The sequence below is a fragment of the Bacillus sp. JJ1566 genome, assembly GCF_036962685.1.
Taxonomy (GTDB): Bacteria; Bacillota; Bacilli; order Bacillales; family Bacillaceae_L; genus Ferdinandcohnia.
Window position 1 is genome coordinate 310 of sequence record NZ_JBALOP010000068.1, and the last position, 14,546, is coordinate 14,855.

Genomic DNA, 14,546 nt, shown 5'->3' on the forward strand with positions numbered 1-14,546 from the left:
GCACCAAAAAAGATCAGCCGATATGGTTGGTCTTTTTTGTATTGGTTGTGTAGTAAGGGTTTTGGTTTGTTCCAGATTTAAGATTGAGCCGGGGAAAAGAGGAATGCAAAGCTCAGATACGTTTCTACATTTCGATAGTAGTGAGGAAAAAGGTAACGCAAGTTAGTAAATCGTTCCCGACTACTGGTTTAGATGAGGAAAAGAGTAACGCAAAGTATTGAATCGTTTCCATTTGGGCTTAGGATAAAAGAAATGGCAACGTAAGCGGGTGATTGTGCCTGTCTTAAGAATCGAATAAAAAGAGTAAAGGTATATCACTAAGTTATAAAACGATAAGTGATATACCGCAAACACCTTCAATATCCCTCAAACCCCATCAATTTTCTCTTTTAAAAAGAGATAGAGCAGATATGGGACTTTATCTGCCGATACCGCTAGGAACTGTCTAATAAACGGATAATCGTTACTAGAGTATGAATGAAGCAACTCGCTCCACCACTCCGTTTCATATCTCGATATCATACTTAGATTATACAGTAATAAATAATGTGTCATTATTTCTGGGAAAAACGTTAAGAGTTCACGCTCCTTTGGTAGATAGTACGTGTTTTCGTATAAATGATACAAAAGTGGTGAGCTTGCTAGTGGCAAAAGAAAGTTTTTCGTATTGACTTTTATCGAGATTGGATCACGATCATTTTTTTCCGATACCCTATTACTAGGTGATATTGGAAACGGAAGCGTGTTTGTAATAAAATCCAAGAATCTCCGTGATGTCATGTGATAACTATCTAATGCTTCTATTGGGATGATGAGCGCATTTTCACCGGTAATGGGTGTTTCAAAATACAGATGTTGTTGAAAATGCAAACTGAATAAATTTTGTAATTCGGGAATTCTTTTGAATAACTGTTCCATTGTGAACTTTTCACCTTCCATTTGTTTCACATGGAACATACGTTCAGAAAAATGGGAAAATAATCCGTTTTTTTGGACCTTTACTTCATCATGGAAAAACTCATAGCTTTGCTTTTTTCTTTTTCTTGTCGAGACTCCATGTGCCAGTACAGAGGTAGATTCCGGATACTGAGGATCTACGGTAAGAAGGCAAGCTTTTAACAGCTGAACCATGCCGTAAAAAAGAAGAACGGGTTTAATCGACAATGGTGCATTTTGGGAAAGTTGGTAATAGTTTTGACCATGCTCCAAATAATAAATAAACGGATAGCTGTTTTCATAACTTTTTTTATCTGCATCGGGGACAGCTGCTTTTTCATAGCATCTTTGAAGTAAGTGCTGAGTTGTATTGGCTGCATGTAGTGCATTAAATGATTGCCATATAAAACGATAATCAAACAAAGTCGAAACCTCCAATTAACAAACAAAGAAAAGTGCAAGACTAGTGAACGAATTAATAATAAAAAACTCAGAATTATTAAACATATCGTTACTTTCTTGACAGTAGTTTACCCAGTTGATAATCTACTAATAATATTTTGCAATCGAAGGGGGATTTATTACAATGTGGGAAACGAAGTTTGCTAAAGAAGGGTTAACATTTGATGATGTATTACTATTACCGGCTAAGTCAGAAGTATTACCTAAAGATGTAAATCTTGGGGTTAAATTAACAGAAACACTTAAATTAAATATCCCTATTATTAGTGCGGGTATGGATACTGTTACTGAGCACGAAATGGCAATTTCAATGGCACGTCAAGGCGGATTAGGTATCATTCATAAGAATATGTCGATTGAGCAACAAGCTGAACAGGTTGATAAAGTAAAGCGTTCAGAAAGTGGCGTAATCACCGATCCATTTTTCCTAACTCCGAGTCATCAAGTATTTGATGCAGAGCATTTAATGGGGAAATACCGTATTTCAGGTGTCCCAATTGTAAATAATCCACAAGAGCAAATTTTGGTTGGTATCTTAACCAACCGTGACCTTCGTTTTATTCAAGATTATTCCATTCAAATTTCCGATGTTATGACAAAGGAAAATCTCGTGACTGCCCCTGTTGGTACGACTTTAGAACAGGCAGAAAAGATTTTACAAAAATATAAAATAGAAAAGCTCCCTCTTGTTGATGAAAGTGGAGTATTAAAAGGACTTATTACAATTAAGGATATTGAAAAAGTCATTGAATTCCCGAATTCAGCAAAAGATGCGCAGGGGCGTTTATTAGTAGGAGCAGCTGTTGGTGTATCAAAAGATACAATGCCTCGTGTTGCTAAGCTTGTAGAAGCTGGAGTTGATACGATTGTTGTGGATACGGCACATGGTCACTCAGCGGGTGTTCTTGAAACGGTGAAAGTCATTCGAAACCAATATCCAAGCTTAAATATTATTGCAGGTAACGTTGCAACTGCTGAAGCTACTAGAGCTCTCATTGAAGCTGGTGCGAATGTCGTAAAAGTGGGAATTGGACCTGGTTCTATTTGTACAACACGTGTAGTTGCAGGTGTTGGTGTTCCTCAGATTACAGCTGTTTATGACTGTGCAACAGAAGCTAGAAAACATGGTGTTTCGATTATCGCAGACGGCGGTATAAAATACTCTGGTGACATTGTAAAAGCATTAGCTGCTGGAGGACACGCAGTAATGCTTGGTAGCTTACTTGCCGGTGTATCAGAAAGTCCAGGTGAAACAGAAATATTCCAAGGCCGTCGCTTTAAGGTATACCGTGGTATGGGATCTGTTGCTGCAATGGAAAAAGGAAGTAAGGATCGTTATTTCCAAGAGGATGCGAAGAAGTTTGTTCCTGAAGGCATTGAAGGACGCCTTCCATACAAAGGACCACTTGCAGATACACTTTATCAATTAATTGGCGGTATTCGTTCTGGAATGGGTTACTGTGGAACAAAGGATTTAGAAGCGCTAAGAGATAATGCCCAATTTATTAAAATGACAGGTGCAGGTCTTCGTGAAAGCCATCCACATGATGTTCAAATCACGAAGGAAGCACCAAACTATTCAACATTATAAGAAAGATTTCGACAAAATAATCCATTGGTAGGATTTTTATATTGTGGTAGATAGAGTCATGTACTCTGTCTATTTTTTTTGAAGCCAATATGTTAAAATGAGTTTTGTGCGTAATACGAAAGTGGAGGTTTAAAACGTGAAAAAACAAACACAAAAAAGATTGATAATTAGTTTACTAGCAGTCTTTTTGCTATCGCTTATAGTAGGGCAAGTACCTCCGGCAAAGGCGGCGCCTGCTCTTGATATAAATGTTAAAAATGCAATATTGATTGATGCAAATACAGGGAAAATTCTATATGAAAAAAATGCAGAACAAGCAGCTCCAATTGCAAGTATGGTTAAAATGATGACCGAGTACTTAGTATTGGAAGCTATTTCTGAAGGTAGACTGTCATGGGATCAAACCACTCAAATTAGCCAATATGCGTATGATATATCTGCAAATAATAACTTTTCAGGTGTTGGCTTACGATTAAATCATGATTATACGGTCGAAGAGCTTTATAAAGCCATGGCGATTTATTCTGATAATGCAACAACAATTACATTAGCAGAATTACTAGCTGGCACGGAGGGCGAATTTGTAAAGCTAATGAATAAAAAGGCAGAAGAATTAGGTCTTCCTGACTATGAATTTGTTAATAGTACAGGGCTATCCAATTCAATGCTAGGTGATAACTATCCCGAAGGAACAAATCCCGATGGAGATAATATGCTATCAGCAGAATCTGTGGCATTATTAGCCTATTCATTAATTAAGGATCATCCAAATGTATTGGAAATTTCAAGTATCCCACAGCTAGATTTTTACGGTGAAAAACTTGATAACTGGAATTGGATGTTAAACCATGATCCAAGCGTTTCTCCATACCTTGCTCAATTCCATTATGAGGGAATGGATGGATTAAAAACTGGTACTACACCTGCAGCGGGTTATTGCTTTACTGGAACAGCAGAACGAAATGGGAAAAGATTAATTTCTGTTGTGATGGGCGCTTCAAGTGAACCAGAACGTTTCAAGGAAACTAGTAAACTCCTAGATTTTGGTTTTAATAATTTTGAGCAAATTGAAGTTTACCCGGAAGGCTATCAATTAAAGGGTAATAAAGAACTAAAGGTTGTTAAAGGGAAAGAAAAACAAGTCGAAATTTCAACTGAATCACCTGTCAGACTTCTCGTTCCGAAGGGTGTAGATAAGTCGGCATTTAAAGCAAATTATGTATATGATGAAAAACTTGTTTCGAAAGACAAAGAACTGACAGCACCATTTAAGGAAGGTACAAAGGTTGGTCATATGGCTGTTTCCTATGATGGTGATGATTTAGGATATATTACACCAGGTGGCGATGATAAATTACAGGTTGCGCTTGTTACAGATACTGGTGTTGAGAAAACAAACTGGTTTGTTCTCATGATGAGAGGAATCGGTGGATTTTTTGGTGATATTTGGTCAAGTGTCGCGGATACTGTAAAAGGCTGGTTCTAAACTTGTTAGCAACATCCTCCTTCTATTTTTAGAAGGAGGATTTTTCAATTTTTCCCAACATGTACTATTTTGGTGTATTTACTAGGAAATATAGAGAAATTGCGTTAGAATAATCTTAAGATTTTTTTAATGGGCGTCTATTATCTATTAAAATGTGATATGATATAGCCTATAAATAAGCTAATTTAACATCTTATTGGAGGAATTGTAATGGCAAATACAGGTACAGATCGAGTAAAACGTGGAATGGCTGAAATGCAAAAAGGCGGCGTTATTATGGACGTTGTTAATGCAGAGCAAGCTAGAATAGCAGAAGAAGCAGGTGCTGTAGCGGTAATGGCATTAGAGCGTGTTCCAGCTGATATTCGTGCAGCAGGTGGAGTAGCTAGAATGGCAGACCCAACAATAGTTGAGCAAGTGATGAATGCAGTTACTATTCCTGTTATGGCAAAAGCTCGTATTGGTCATATAGTAGAAGCAAGAGTACTCGAGGCAATGGGTGTTGACTATATTGATGAGAGTGAAGTACTAACTCCCGCAGATGAGGAGTTCCATTTAAATAAACGTGATTTCACTGTTCCATTTGTATGTGGCTGCCGTGATTTAGGTGAAGCAACTCGCCGTATTGCAGAAGGTGCATCCATGCTTCGCACAAAGGGTGAACCTGGAACAGGTAATATCGTTGAGGCTGTACGTCATATGAGAAAAGTAAATGCTCAAATTCGTAAGGTTGTCGGAATGAGTGAAGATGAGCTTATGACAGAAGCGAAAAACCTAGGAGCACCATACGAATTATTGCTTCAAATCAAACAAGAAGGTCGTTTACCAGTTGTTAACTTTGCAGCAGGTGGTGTTGCAACTCCAGCTGATGCAGCATTAATGATGCAACTTGGTGCTGACGGTGTATTTGTAGGATCTGGAATTTTTAAATCTGACAATCCTGCAAAATTTGCACGTGCAATTGTTGAAGCAACAACACATTATCAAGATTATGAATTAATTGCCAAGCTTTCAAAAGGGTTAGGTAATGCTATGAAAGGTATTGAAATTTCATCATTATTACCAGACCAACGCATGCAAGAACGAGGCTGGTAAGTAAGAGGGTGCTCAGACGTGGTTAAAATCGGAGTATTAGGTCTTCAAGGGGCTGTGAGAGAACATATTCGTTCAGTAGAAGCCTCTGGAGCAGAAGCAATTATCATAAAAAAAGTAGAACAACTTGAAGAAATTGACGGATTGATTATTCCTGGTGGGGAAAGTACAACAATGCGTCGTTTAATTGATAAATATGGCTTCATGGAGCCACTTCGTTCATTTGCTAAACAAGGAAAACCGATGTTTGGTACATGTGCAGGGTTAATTCTTCTAGCAAAGAAACTAGTTGATTATAAAGAGCCACATCTAGGACTGATGGATGTCTCAGTTGAGCGGAATTCATTCGGCCGTCAACGCGAGAGCTTTGAAGCAGAACTTATGATTCCTGGAATCGCTGATGATTTTGTAGGTGTATTTATTCGTGCACCACATATTGTTGAAGCAGGAGAAAATGTTGAAATCCTTGCAAAGCATGATGGTAGAATTGTGGCAGCACGTGAAGGTCAATTTTTAGGATGTTCCTTCCATCCAGAACTAACGGATGATCATCGTTTTACAGCGTACTTTGTAAAAATGGCAGAGGAATCAAAAACGAAAAAACTTGTATAAACGATTGAAACGTGGTAAAACTTTATATAAATAATAAAATGTTAAATCTATGATAGGAAGTAGTAGCTTGCCTTTTTTCTTAAGAGAGTCGGTGGATGGTGTGAACCGATGATAAAAGCTTGTGAATCCATCCTTGAGTGAAATACTGAATCCATAAGCTAGTAGGTATTTTCGGTAAATCCGTTATCTTTTTCAAGAGGAGGATACGTGTATCCTCAACTAGGGTGGTAACGCGGGTTAACTCTCGTCCCTTTTTTAGGGGACGGGAGTTTTTTATTTTTCGTGACTGCCGATAAGCTGCTTCTTTCTTCGTTGGCTTGGTTCTCCGGTCCTCACGTAGGTTAAACTACGCTCCGGTCCTCAAACCTGCGCCGCCTCGAAATACTTGCTTCTCGAAAGTCACGGGTGGGTTACATGCTTTTACTACTGATTACATAGATTTTAGGAGGTTTTAGGGATGTTGGATATTAAATATTTACGAGGCCATTTTGATGAGGTGAAAGAAAGACTTCAGTTTCGAGGTGAGGACCTAACAGATCTTGGCCGGTTTGAGGAACTGGACAAAAAACGCCGTGAGCTAATTGCGAAGACTGAAGTGCTAAAAAGCCGTAGGAATGAAGTGTCTGGCCAAATTGCTGTTCTAAAAAGAGAGAAAAAAGACGCGGATGCTCTTATTTTAGAAATGCGTGAGGTTGGAGACCAAATTAAGGAAATAGATACAGAATTAAGAGCTGTTGAAGAACAATTAGAACATCTTATGTTATCTATTCCAAACATTCCTCATGAAAGTGTACCTATTGGTGAGTCTGAGGATGATAACGTGGAAATTCGCAAGTGGGGTGAACTCCCTGAGTTTGGTTTTGAACCGAAGCCACACTGGGAAGTAGCCGACCAACTTGAAATTTTAGATTTTGAACGTGCAGGGAAGGTCACAGGGAGCCGTTTTGTTTTTTATAAGGGGCTTGGTGCTAGACTAGAAAGAGCATTATTTAACTTTATGTTAGACCTTCATGTGGAGGAACATGGGTATGAGGAAGTCATCCCTCCATATATAGTAAACCGCGCAAGCATGACTGGTACAGGTCAGCTTCCGAAGTTTGAAGAGGATGCATTCCGCATTGAAAGTGAAGACTATTTCTTAATTCCAACAGCTGAGGTTCCTGTAACAAACCTTCACCGCGATGAAATCTTAACTGGTCAAGAACTGCCAATTAAGTATGCTGCATTTAGTGCTTGTTTCCGCTCTGAAGCGGGTTCAGCTGGAAGAGATACAAGAGGCTTGATTCGTCAGCATCAATTTAATAAAGTGGAGTTAGTGAAGTTTGTTAAACCGGAAGATTCTTATGCAGAACTAGAGAGCTTAACAGCAAATGCTGAAAAAGTACTTCAGTTATTAGGCCTTCCATATCGTGTTTTAAGTATGTGTAGTGCCGATCTAGGATTCACGGCTGCGAAGAAATATGACATTGAAGTATGGATTCCAAGCTATGAAACGTATCGTGAAATTTCTTCTTGTAGTAATTTCGAAGCATTCCAAGCAAGGCGTGCAAATATTCGTTTCCGTCGAGACAGAGATTCAAAACCAGAGCATGTTCACACATTAAATGGTTCTGGACTTGCGATTGGTCGAACAGTGGCTGCAATCCTAGAAAATTACCAACAGGCAGACGGTACAGTCATCATTCCAGAGGTATTACGTCCATATATGGGAAATAAGGAAGTAATCGGTCCGAAATAAGTAAAAAAATGGGGCCAGGATTTACCAACTTCCTGGCCTATAAAAAAATTATAAAAGATTGTTGACTTCCACTTTCGATATATGGTATATTAATTTTTGTCGATACGGAGGAATACCCAAGTCCGGCTGAAGGGATCGGTCTTGAAAACCGACAGGGGTGTTAAAGCCCGCGGGGGTTCGAATCCCTCTTCCTCCGCCATTATTAAAAATAATACTAGCGCATAAAGTATTGGAGATGAACTCGTTACTGTCATGGTAACGAGTTTTTTATTTTATATAAAAATAAGTATAGCCATAAAAGAACCCCTTTTGAGATTTTCACTCAAAAGGGGTTTTAATTAGCTTTTTAAAAGTTCTGTTTGTCTAATGAAACTTGAAATTTTCGCGATGATCGGTTCAATTGAATTTTCATCTTTCATAATATCGTACTCATTAATGTTTAATCGAAGAACTGGGCATGCATTAAAATTATTAATCCATTTTTCATAACGACCATGCATTTCTTCCCAATAAGTAATTGGTGTTTGCTGCTCCATTGGTCTTCCACGCTCTTGAATGCGGCTAATAATATCCTCAAGACTTCCTTCAAGATAAATTAACAAATTCGGATGTGGGAAATACGGTGTCATCACCATTGCTTCAAAAAGGTTAGTATAGGTCTCATAGTCAACAGGTGCCATTGTTCCTTTTTCATAATGCATTCTCGCAAAAATACCTGTATCCTCATAGATGGAACGGTCTTGGATAAATCCACCGCCATATTCAAAAATTTTCTTTTGCTCTTTAAAACGTTCAGCAAGGAAATAAATTTGAAGATGGAAACTCCATCTTTCAAAATCTGCATAAAACCGATCTAAATATGGATTTGTGTCTACTTTTTCAAAGGAGGTTCTAAACCCAAGTGCATCGGCAAGGGCTTTTGTCATTGTTGATTTCCCTACTCCAACTGTTCCAGCAACGGTAATCACGGCATTACTAGGGATATCATATTTATTACGCAAATTCATTATGTCTAACTCCTTTTTCAAGAATGATCTCTTCTACGTTTGATAGAATTTGTTCAAGGTCTTTTTTATTTTGGACAAAATCAAATTGGTCCCCATTAAATCGAATGACAGGAATATCGGGGTGGGATTTTTCGAATTGTGTCATGAATTGCTCATAATCGCGAGTTAATTGACTTAAATAGGCTGGGTCGATATTCTTTTCAATGTCCCTGCCACGCATTTTTATCCGCTCTAATAAAGTATCAAGACTTGCATGTAAATAGATTACGACATTTGGAACAGGCATATCCGCTGTTAAAATACCGTAAATCTCAAGATATTTTTGGAATTGATGTGCTTTTAATGTCCGCTCAGCGAAAATAAGGTTTTTGAATATATGATAATCCGCAACAACCGGTTGGTCTTTTTGAAGGTAATAATGATTAATGTCTTCAAGTTGTTTATATCGGTTACAGAGGAAAAACATCTCTGTTTGAAAGCTCCACTCATCGATATTAGTATAAAATTTCCCTAAAAATGGATTTTCATCAACAATCTCTTTAAGTAAGGCAAATTCAAAGCGTTCTGATATCGCCTTAGCGAGAGAGGTTTTTCCAACTCCGATTGGACCCTCTACTGTAATAAAAGGAATCCTGCTACCCATCTCGTGTCCCCCTTTTAACTTTATTCAGCAAAAATTCCCCACTTCTATTAAGTAGGGTATGGATGTTAAGGAGTAACCAATCCAATTGGGACTTAAATCCCGACTGAATAAAGTTAAAGCCTCCGGCGGATGCCACAGATTTTCAAAGGAAAGTTATCGAGCAAGCTCGAAAAAATCTGGGCGCAAATACGTAAAGTCGTATTTGATCATCCATAAAATAAACAGATAAGCATTATTTTATCATAGGAAGGATGAAGATTGTTATGTATTGTCGAAAAAACAAATTGGGAAAATTTGAAGCCCACAGAACGTGGCAACCATAATCTTTTATCTGCAATACATGCAAAATAAAAAGGAACCCGAATAATCGAGAACCTTTAACGTAGATTATCTTTTTACAACGTGGAAATTACCTGTGATCAAAAGCCAGTTTTGCGGGAACGGGAGTCCAAGTTTCCAGTAGCTTATTCCCCGCAAATTCAATTCCTTAATCAAATTAAACTTTGCCTGAATACTTCTTGCATCCTCAAACCAAACCTTATGCTGCTTTCCGGCGGAGTCTGTATAGTCAAAGTGTGGCGCTTGGGCTTTTGTATCATATTGAATTGCAACATTATTTTGCTTTGCAATTTCAATCGCTCGTTGCGGGCTTACTGCTTTAGCGTATTCTCCACCTTGAACAAAAGGCAGTGTCCAATCATAGCCATAAAGGTTTTGCCCCATCATTATTTTTGATGCTGGCATTTCAGTTAAGGCATATTCAAGAACATCCCGAACAGGGCCAATTGGCGATACTGCCATTGGTGGTCCGCCACTATAGCCCCATTCATAGGTCATGATGACAACAAAGTCAACGATTTCCCCATGTGCCTTATAGTCATGAGCTTCATACCAATCTCCTTGTTGCTCGGCACTTGTTTTTGGAGCAAGTGCCGTTGAAAGAAGCCATCCTTCTTGGCCAAAGCGCCGCTTCGCCTTTCGTAAAAAGTTGTTATAGGCTTCGCGGTCTTCGGGACGTAAAAATTCCATATCAAAATGAATATCTCGGAAACCATATTTTTTGGCTGTTTCTACAATAGTGTTTAATAGCTTATTTTGAATGTCTTGATTATTTAGTACAAGTCTACCTAAATCTGCACTAAATTGACCGTTTTCTAAATTTGCAACAACCATCATTAATGTCACATTTTGTCCTTTTGCGATGCTTGGTAAATTGTTCAGCGGTGGTTCCTTCAAAGTGCCGTCTCGTTGTATTTGGAAATTAAAAGGGGCTAAGTATGTTAAATATGGAGCAGCTTGTCGTGCACTTCTTTCAAGAGCGGGGCTAACTGATGATCCTAACGGTTCTATATAGGCATTGATTTCTGCATTTCGTTTAGGGCGTTCAGGAATATAGATTCTAAGCCCAACCTGTAAGGGTCGATTAGGTGGAATCTGATTGGTTTGCGCTAATTGCTGATAATTAATCCCAAATTTATTTGCGATTGACCAAAGGCTATCACCTGGCTGTACCCAATAGAACTGACCAATAATTGGAATGACCATAGCCTGACCGACGACTAAGTTATTCGGATCAGGAATTTGATTTGCACGAACAATTTCATCCGCTGTTGTACTATATGCTTGTGCAATTCCTGTTATGGATTGTCCCTGTTCTACAACATGAATTTGCATGTTTGACCTCCTCATTCTACAATCTAGGTAACACACCTTTATTACTCTATGAGAGAATAAGGAAGATGATGCTTGGCTAAATGAATGTTCAAAAAGTGCTTAATTGCCTAATTGCATAATAAGGGAGTATTTAATCTAATGATGTCTGACGAATATTATATGAAATTGGCTATTGAGGAAGCGAAAAAGGCAGCAGATATAGATGAAGTACCGATTGGTGCAGTACTAGTGATAGATGACGAAGTAATTGCAACAGCCCACAATCTTCGTGAAACACAGCAACGTTCAATTGCACATGCGGAATTACTTGCGATTGACGAAGCATGTAAAAGAACCGGGTTTTGGAGATTAGAAAATGCCACCCTATATGTCACTCTTGAGCCATGTGCAATGTGTTCAGGAGCAATTGTATTATCACGGGTTAAAAGGGTTGTCTACGGGGCAAGTGATCCAAAAGGTGGATGTGCGGGAACCTTGATGAATCTTTTACAGGAGCAAAGATTTAACCATCAGGCGCAAGTGGTATCAGGTGTCTGTGAGGAAGAGTGTGGACAGCTGTTAAGTTCCTTTTTTAAAGAGATCAGAAAGAAAAGGAAGGAAGAAAAGAAAAACACAACTGGTACTACTTGAAAAAACTTACAGTTGGTATACGATTGATTTTTTTTAACTTAGCCTTTATACTAAGAATGTGTCACAAAGACACCTAACAATTTGGTATCAATTTTGCCGTGCTAAGCGGGGAGGTAGCGGTGCCCTGTACTCGCAATCCGCTCTAGCGAGGCCGAATCCCTTCATAGAGGGTAGTTATTGTAGGGTCTGCCTCAAGTAAGTGGTGTTGACGTTTGGGTCCTACGCAATGGGAACCCGTGAATCCTGTCAGGTCCGGAAGGAAGCAGCAGTAAGCGGACTCTCCCATGTGCCGTAGGGTTGCCTAGACCGAGCTAACTGCTTGAGTAACGCCTGGGGTAACTATTCGACGGAAGGTGCACGGCAGTTATACTACATAAAACAACTCACTCATTTGGGTGGGTTTTTTTATTATTTATTTTTTCATGAATGATACATGTTATAATCACTTTGTACTGAATATTTACTTCCTGTATAATAAGAATGGACGATAAGAAGGAGGGGGCAATACCAATGGCATATCAAGCATTATACCGTGTCTTTCGGCCACAAACATTTCATGATGTGGTTGGACAAGAGCATATAACAAAAACCTTGCAAAATGCCCTTCTTCAAGAGAAGTTTTCGCATGCCTATCTCTTCTCGGGGCCAAGGGGGACTGGAAAGACAAGTGCTGCAAAAATTTTCGCAAAAACAGTCAACTGTGAGCAATCTCCAACACCTGAACCTTGCAATGAGTGTTCGGCCTGTAGAGGAATTACAGATGGATCAATCGCCGATGTAATCGAAATTGATGCTGCATCGAACAATGGTGTTGATGAAATCAGAGATATTCGTGATAAGGTTAAGTATGCACCCAGCTCGGTACGATATAAAGTATATATCATTGATGAAGTACATATGCTTTCAATCGGGGCGTTTAATGCCTTACTTAAAACGTTGGAAGAACCTCCTCGGCATGTCATTTTTATATTAGCAACGACGGAACCACATAAAATTCCACTAACAATCATTTCGAGATGTCAACGTTTTGACTTTCGTCGAATCACTACTCAAGCAATTGTGGGACGAATGAAAACGATCATTGCTGAACAAGAAGTGACAGTGGACGACCAAGCCTTATATGTAGTTGCAAGAGCGGCTGAAGGCGGAATGCGGGATGCGTTAAGTTTGTTAGACCAAGCAATTTCATTCAGTGATGATGTGGTGAAGCTTGAAGATGTTCTCACCATAACGGGAGCTGTTTCGCAGTCTCTCTTAACAAATGTGGTCAGGGCGATTCACGACCGTGATGTTCGAACGGCCTTAAAGACGCTGGATGAAATGATGGACCTAGGGAAAGATCCGATGCGCTTTATCGAAGACATCATTTTTTACTATAGGGATATGCTTTTGTATCAAACAGCCCCTCAGTTAGAAGAAGTATTGGAGCGGGTCCTAGTCGATGAGGACTTTACTGAACTTGCAAAAAGTATACAGAGCCATGAAATTTACGAAACCATTGATATTTTAAATCAAGCGCAGACAGAGATGAAGTGGACGAACCATCCACGCATTTTTTTAGAGGTAGCGATTGTAAAGCTTAGCCAAATGGAACAACAGCAATCACTAGAATCACTGCCACAAATTGAAGGCTTGATGAATAAAATAAATAGGTTAGAATCTGAACTTGCATCGATTAAGGAAAATGGTGTTACAGCCCAACCACAGGATGCTAAACCAGCTGAAAAACGACCACAAAAGTCATCTAGAAATGGCTATAGGACACCAGTTGGAAGAATTAATGAGATTTTAAAGAGTGCAACAAGACAAAACCTTGACTTATTAAAAGGAAAATGGGGCGATATGCTTGACCAGCTTCGCAGTCAAAACAAAGTATCGCACGCAGCCCTTTTAATTGAAAGTGAACCAGTTGCGGCTTCTACCAATGCTTTTGTGCTAAAATTTAAATTTGAAATCCATTGTAAAATGGCCTCAGAAAACCCAGAAGTAAAGGAAAACCTCGAAAATATTCTTTCGACTTTAACTGGACATAGATTTGAAATGATTGGTGTACCAGATGATGAATGGGGTAAAATTAGAGAAGAGTTTATCCGTGGGCAACGGACCAATGATGATGAAAGACCAGAGGAAACAGAAGATCCTCTTATTGCAGAAGCAATGAAAATAGTTGGTGCAGAGCTCATTGAAATAAAGGAATAATGAAATTTTAAGGAGGAAATGAACATGATGCGTGGTGGCGGAATGGGAAATATGCAAAAAATGATGAAACAAATGCAAAAAATGCAAAAGGATATGGCAAAAGCTCAGGAAGAACTTGCTGAAAAGGTAGTTGAAGGAACTGCTGGTGGTGGCATGGTCACTGTAAAAGCAAACGGTCAAAAAGAAATTATTGATGTTATTATCAAAGAAGATGTGGTTGATCCAGAAGATATCGAAATGCTTCAAGACCTTGTATTAGCAGCGACAAATGATGCTCTAAAGAAAATCGAAGACCTCACAAATGAAACAATGGGTCAATTTACAAAAGGAATGAACCTACCGTTCTAATTTTATTTAGCGGAGTTTCCCTCTTTTTTGTAAAGTGAGAAGAATGCAGCGAATATTAAATTTAATAGGGTTCAAACCCCGGCTGAATAAAGTCAAAGCCTCCGGCGGATGCCACGATTTTTCAAAGG

Annotated in this window: 12 protein-coding genes, 1 tRNA gene, 1 other RNA gene and 1 other annotated feature; of the genes, 10 read left to right on the plus strand and 4 right to left on the minus strand. The window is 38.9% G+C overall.

The window, feature by feature from the left end; translation table 11 throughout:
• Window positions 1-366: 366 nt before the first annotated feature.
• On the minus strand, window positions 367-1,359 hold the full coding sequence (locus V7112_RS22200) for a YaaC family protein (protein ID WP_335423862.1): 993 nt from the start codon (window positions 1,357-1,359) through the stop codon (window positions 367-369).
• Window positions 1,360-1,522: 163 nt separating this feature from the next.
• Between V7112_RS22200 and guaB the strand changes: the two genes are divergently transcribed.
• From guaB to V7112_RS22230, 6 genes are all read left to right on the plus strand, one after another.
• Window positions 1,523-2,989 carry an IMP dehydrogenase gene (gene guaB, locus V7112_RS22205; RefSeq protein WP_335423863.1) on the plus strand — a complete coding sequence of 489 codons (1,467 nt, stop codon included), beginning with the start codon at window positions 1,523-1,525 and terminating at the stop codon, window positions 2,987-2,989.
• Window positions 2,990-3,125: 136 nt separating this feature from the next.
• Window positions 3,126-4,475, plus strand: coding sequence for a D-alanyl-D-alanine carboxypeptidase family protein (locus V7112_RS22210; RefSeq protein WP_335423864.1), 1,350 nt, complete (start codon window positions 3,126-3,128; stop codon window positions 4,473-4,475).
• Window positions 4,476-4,685: 210 nt separating this feature from the next.
• The gene (gene pdxS / locus V7112_RS22215) at window positions 4,686-5,570 is read left to right on the plus strand and encodes a pyridoxal 5'-phosphate synthase lyase subunit PdxS (RefSeq protein WP_335423866.1); all 885 of its coding nucleotides are present in this window, start codon (window positions 4,686-4,688) and stop codon (window positions 5,568-5,570) included.
• Window positions 5,571-5,588: 18 nt separating this feature from the next.
• Window positions 5,589-6,179 carry a pyridoxal 5'-phosphate synthase glutaminase subunit PdxT gene (gene pdxT / locus V7112_RS22220; RefSeq protein WP_335423868.1) on the plus strand — a complete coding sequence of 197 codons (591 nt, stop codon included), beginning with the start codon at window positions 5,589-5,591 and terminating at the stop codon, window positions 6,177-6,179.
• Between the two features lie 40 nt (window positions 6,180-6,219).
• Window positions 6,220-6,434 (plus strand) — a binding site (T-box leader).
• A gap of 202 nt (window positions 6,435-6,636) precedes the next feature.
• Entirely contained in the window at window positions 6,637-7,917 is a 1,281-nt protein-coding gene (gene serS / locus V7112_RS22225) for a serine--tRNA ligase (RefSeq protein ID WP_335423869.1), read from the plus strand.
• 106 nt (window positions 7,918-8,023) lie between these two features.
• A tRNA-Ser gene (locus tag V7112_RS22230) sits at window positions 8,024-8,116 on the plus strand.
• Window positions 8,117-8,255: 139 nt separating this feature from the next.
• On the opposite strand, the gene V7112_RS22235 is transcribed toward V7112_RS22230, so the two are convergent.
• From V7112_RS22235 to V7112_RS22245, 3 genes are all read right to left on the minus strand, one after another.
• A complete protein-coding gene (locus V7112_RS22235; protein WP_335423871.1) occupies window positions 8,256-8,924 on the minus strand; it encodes a deoxynucleoside kinase in 669 nt (222 codons plus the stop codon).
• Window positions 8,911-9,567 (minus strand): deoxynucleoside kinase, encoded by a 657-nt coding sequence (locus V7112_RS22240; RefSeq protein WP_335423873.1) that lies wholly within the window; start codon window positions 9,565-9,567, stop codon window positions 8,911-8,913. Before V7112_RS22240 ends, V7112_RS22235 begins: the two co-directional genes overlap by 14 nt.
• Window positions 9,568-9,954: 387 nt before the next feature.
• Entirely contained in the window at window positions 9,955-11,241 is a 1,287-nt protein-coding gene (locus V7112_RS22245) for a glycoside hydrolase family 18 protein (protein ID WP_335423875.1), read from the minus strand.
• Window positions 11,242-11,379: 138 nt separating this feature from the next.
• Here V7112_RS22245 and tadA point away from each other — a divergent pair, with 138 nt between their 5' ends.
• The 4 genes from tadA to V7112_RS22265 all read left to right on the plus strand — a co-directional run bounded on the left by tadA (window position 11,380) and on the right by V7112_RS22265 (window position 14,418).
• On the plus strand, window positions 11,380-11,871 hold the full coding sequence (gene tadA, locus V7112_RS22250) for a tRNA adenosine(34) deaminase TadA (protein WP_335423878.1): 492 nt from the start codon (window positions 11,380-11,382) through the stop codon (window positions 11,869-11,871).
• A 96-nt stretch (window positions 11,872-11,967) separates the two neighbouring features.
• Window positions 11,968-12,232, plus strand: an RNA gene (ffs, locus tag V7112_RS22255) — signal recognition particle sRNA large type.
• Between the two features lie 149 nt (window positions 12,233-12,381).
• Complete coding sequence (gene dnaX / locus V7112_RS22260; protein ID WP_335423879.1) at window positions 12,382-14,070, plus strand: DNA polymerase III subunit gamma/tau; 1,689 nt, start codon at window positions 12,382-12,384, stop codon at window positions 14,068-14,070.
• 27 nt (window positions 14,071-14,097) lie between these two features.
• Window positions 14,098-14,418, plus strand: a complete 321-nt coding sequence (locus V7112_RS22265) for a YbaB/EbfC family nucleoid-associated protein (RefSeq protein ID WP_335423887.1) — start codon at window positions 14,098-14,100, stop codon at window positions 14,416-14,418.
• Window positions 14,419-14,546: the final 128 nt, after the last annotated feature.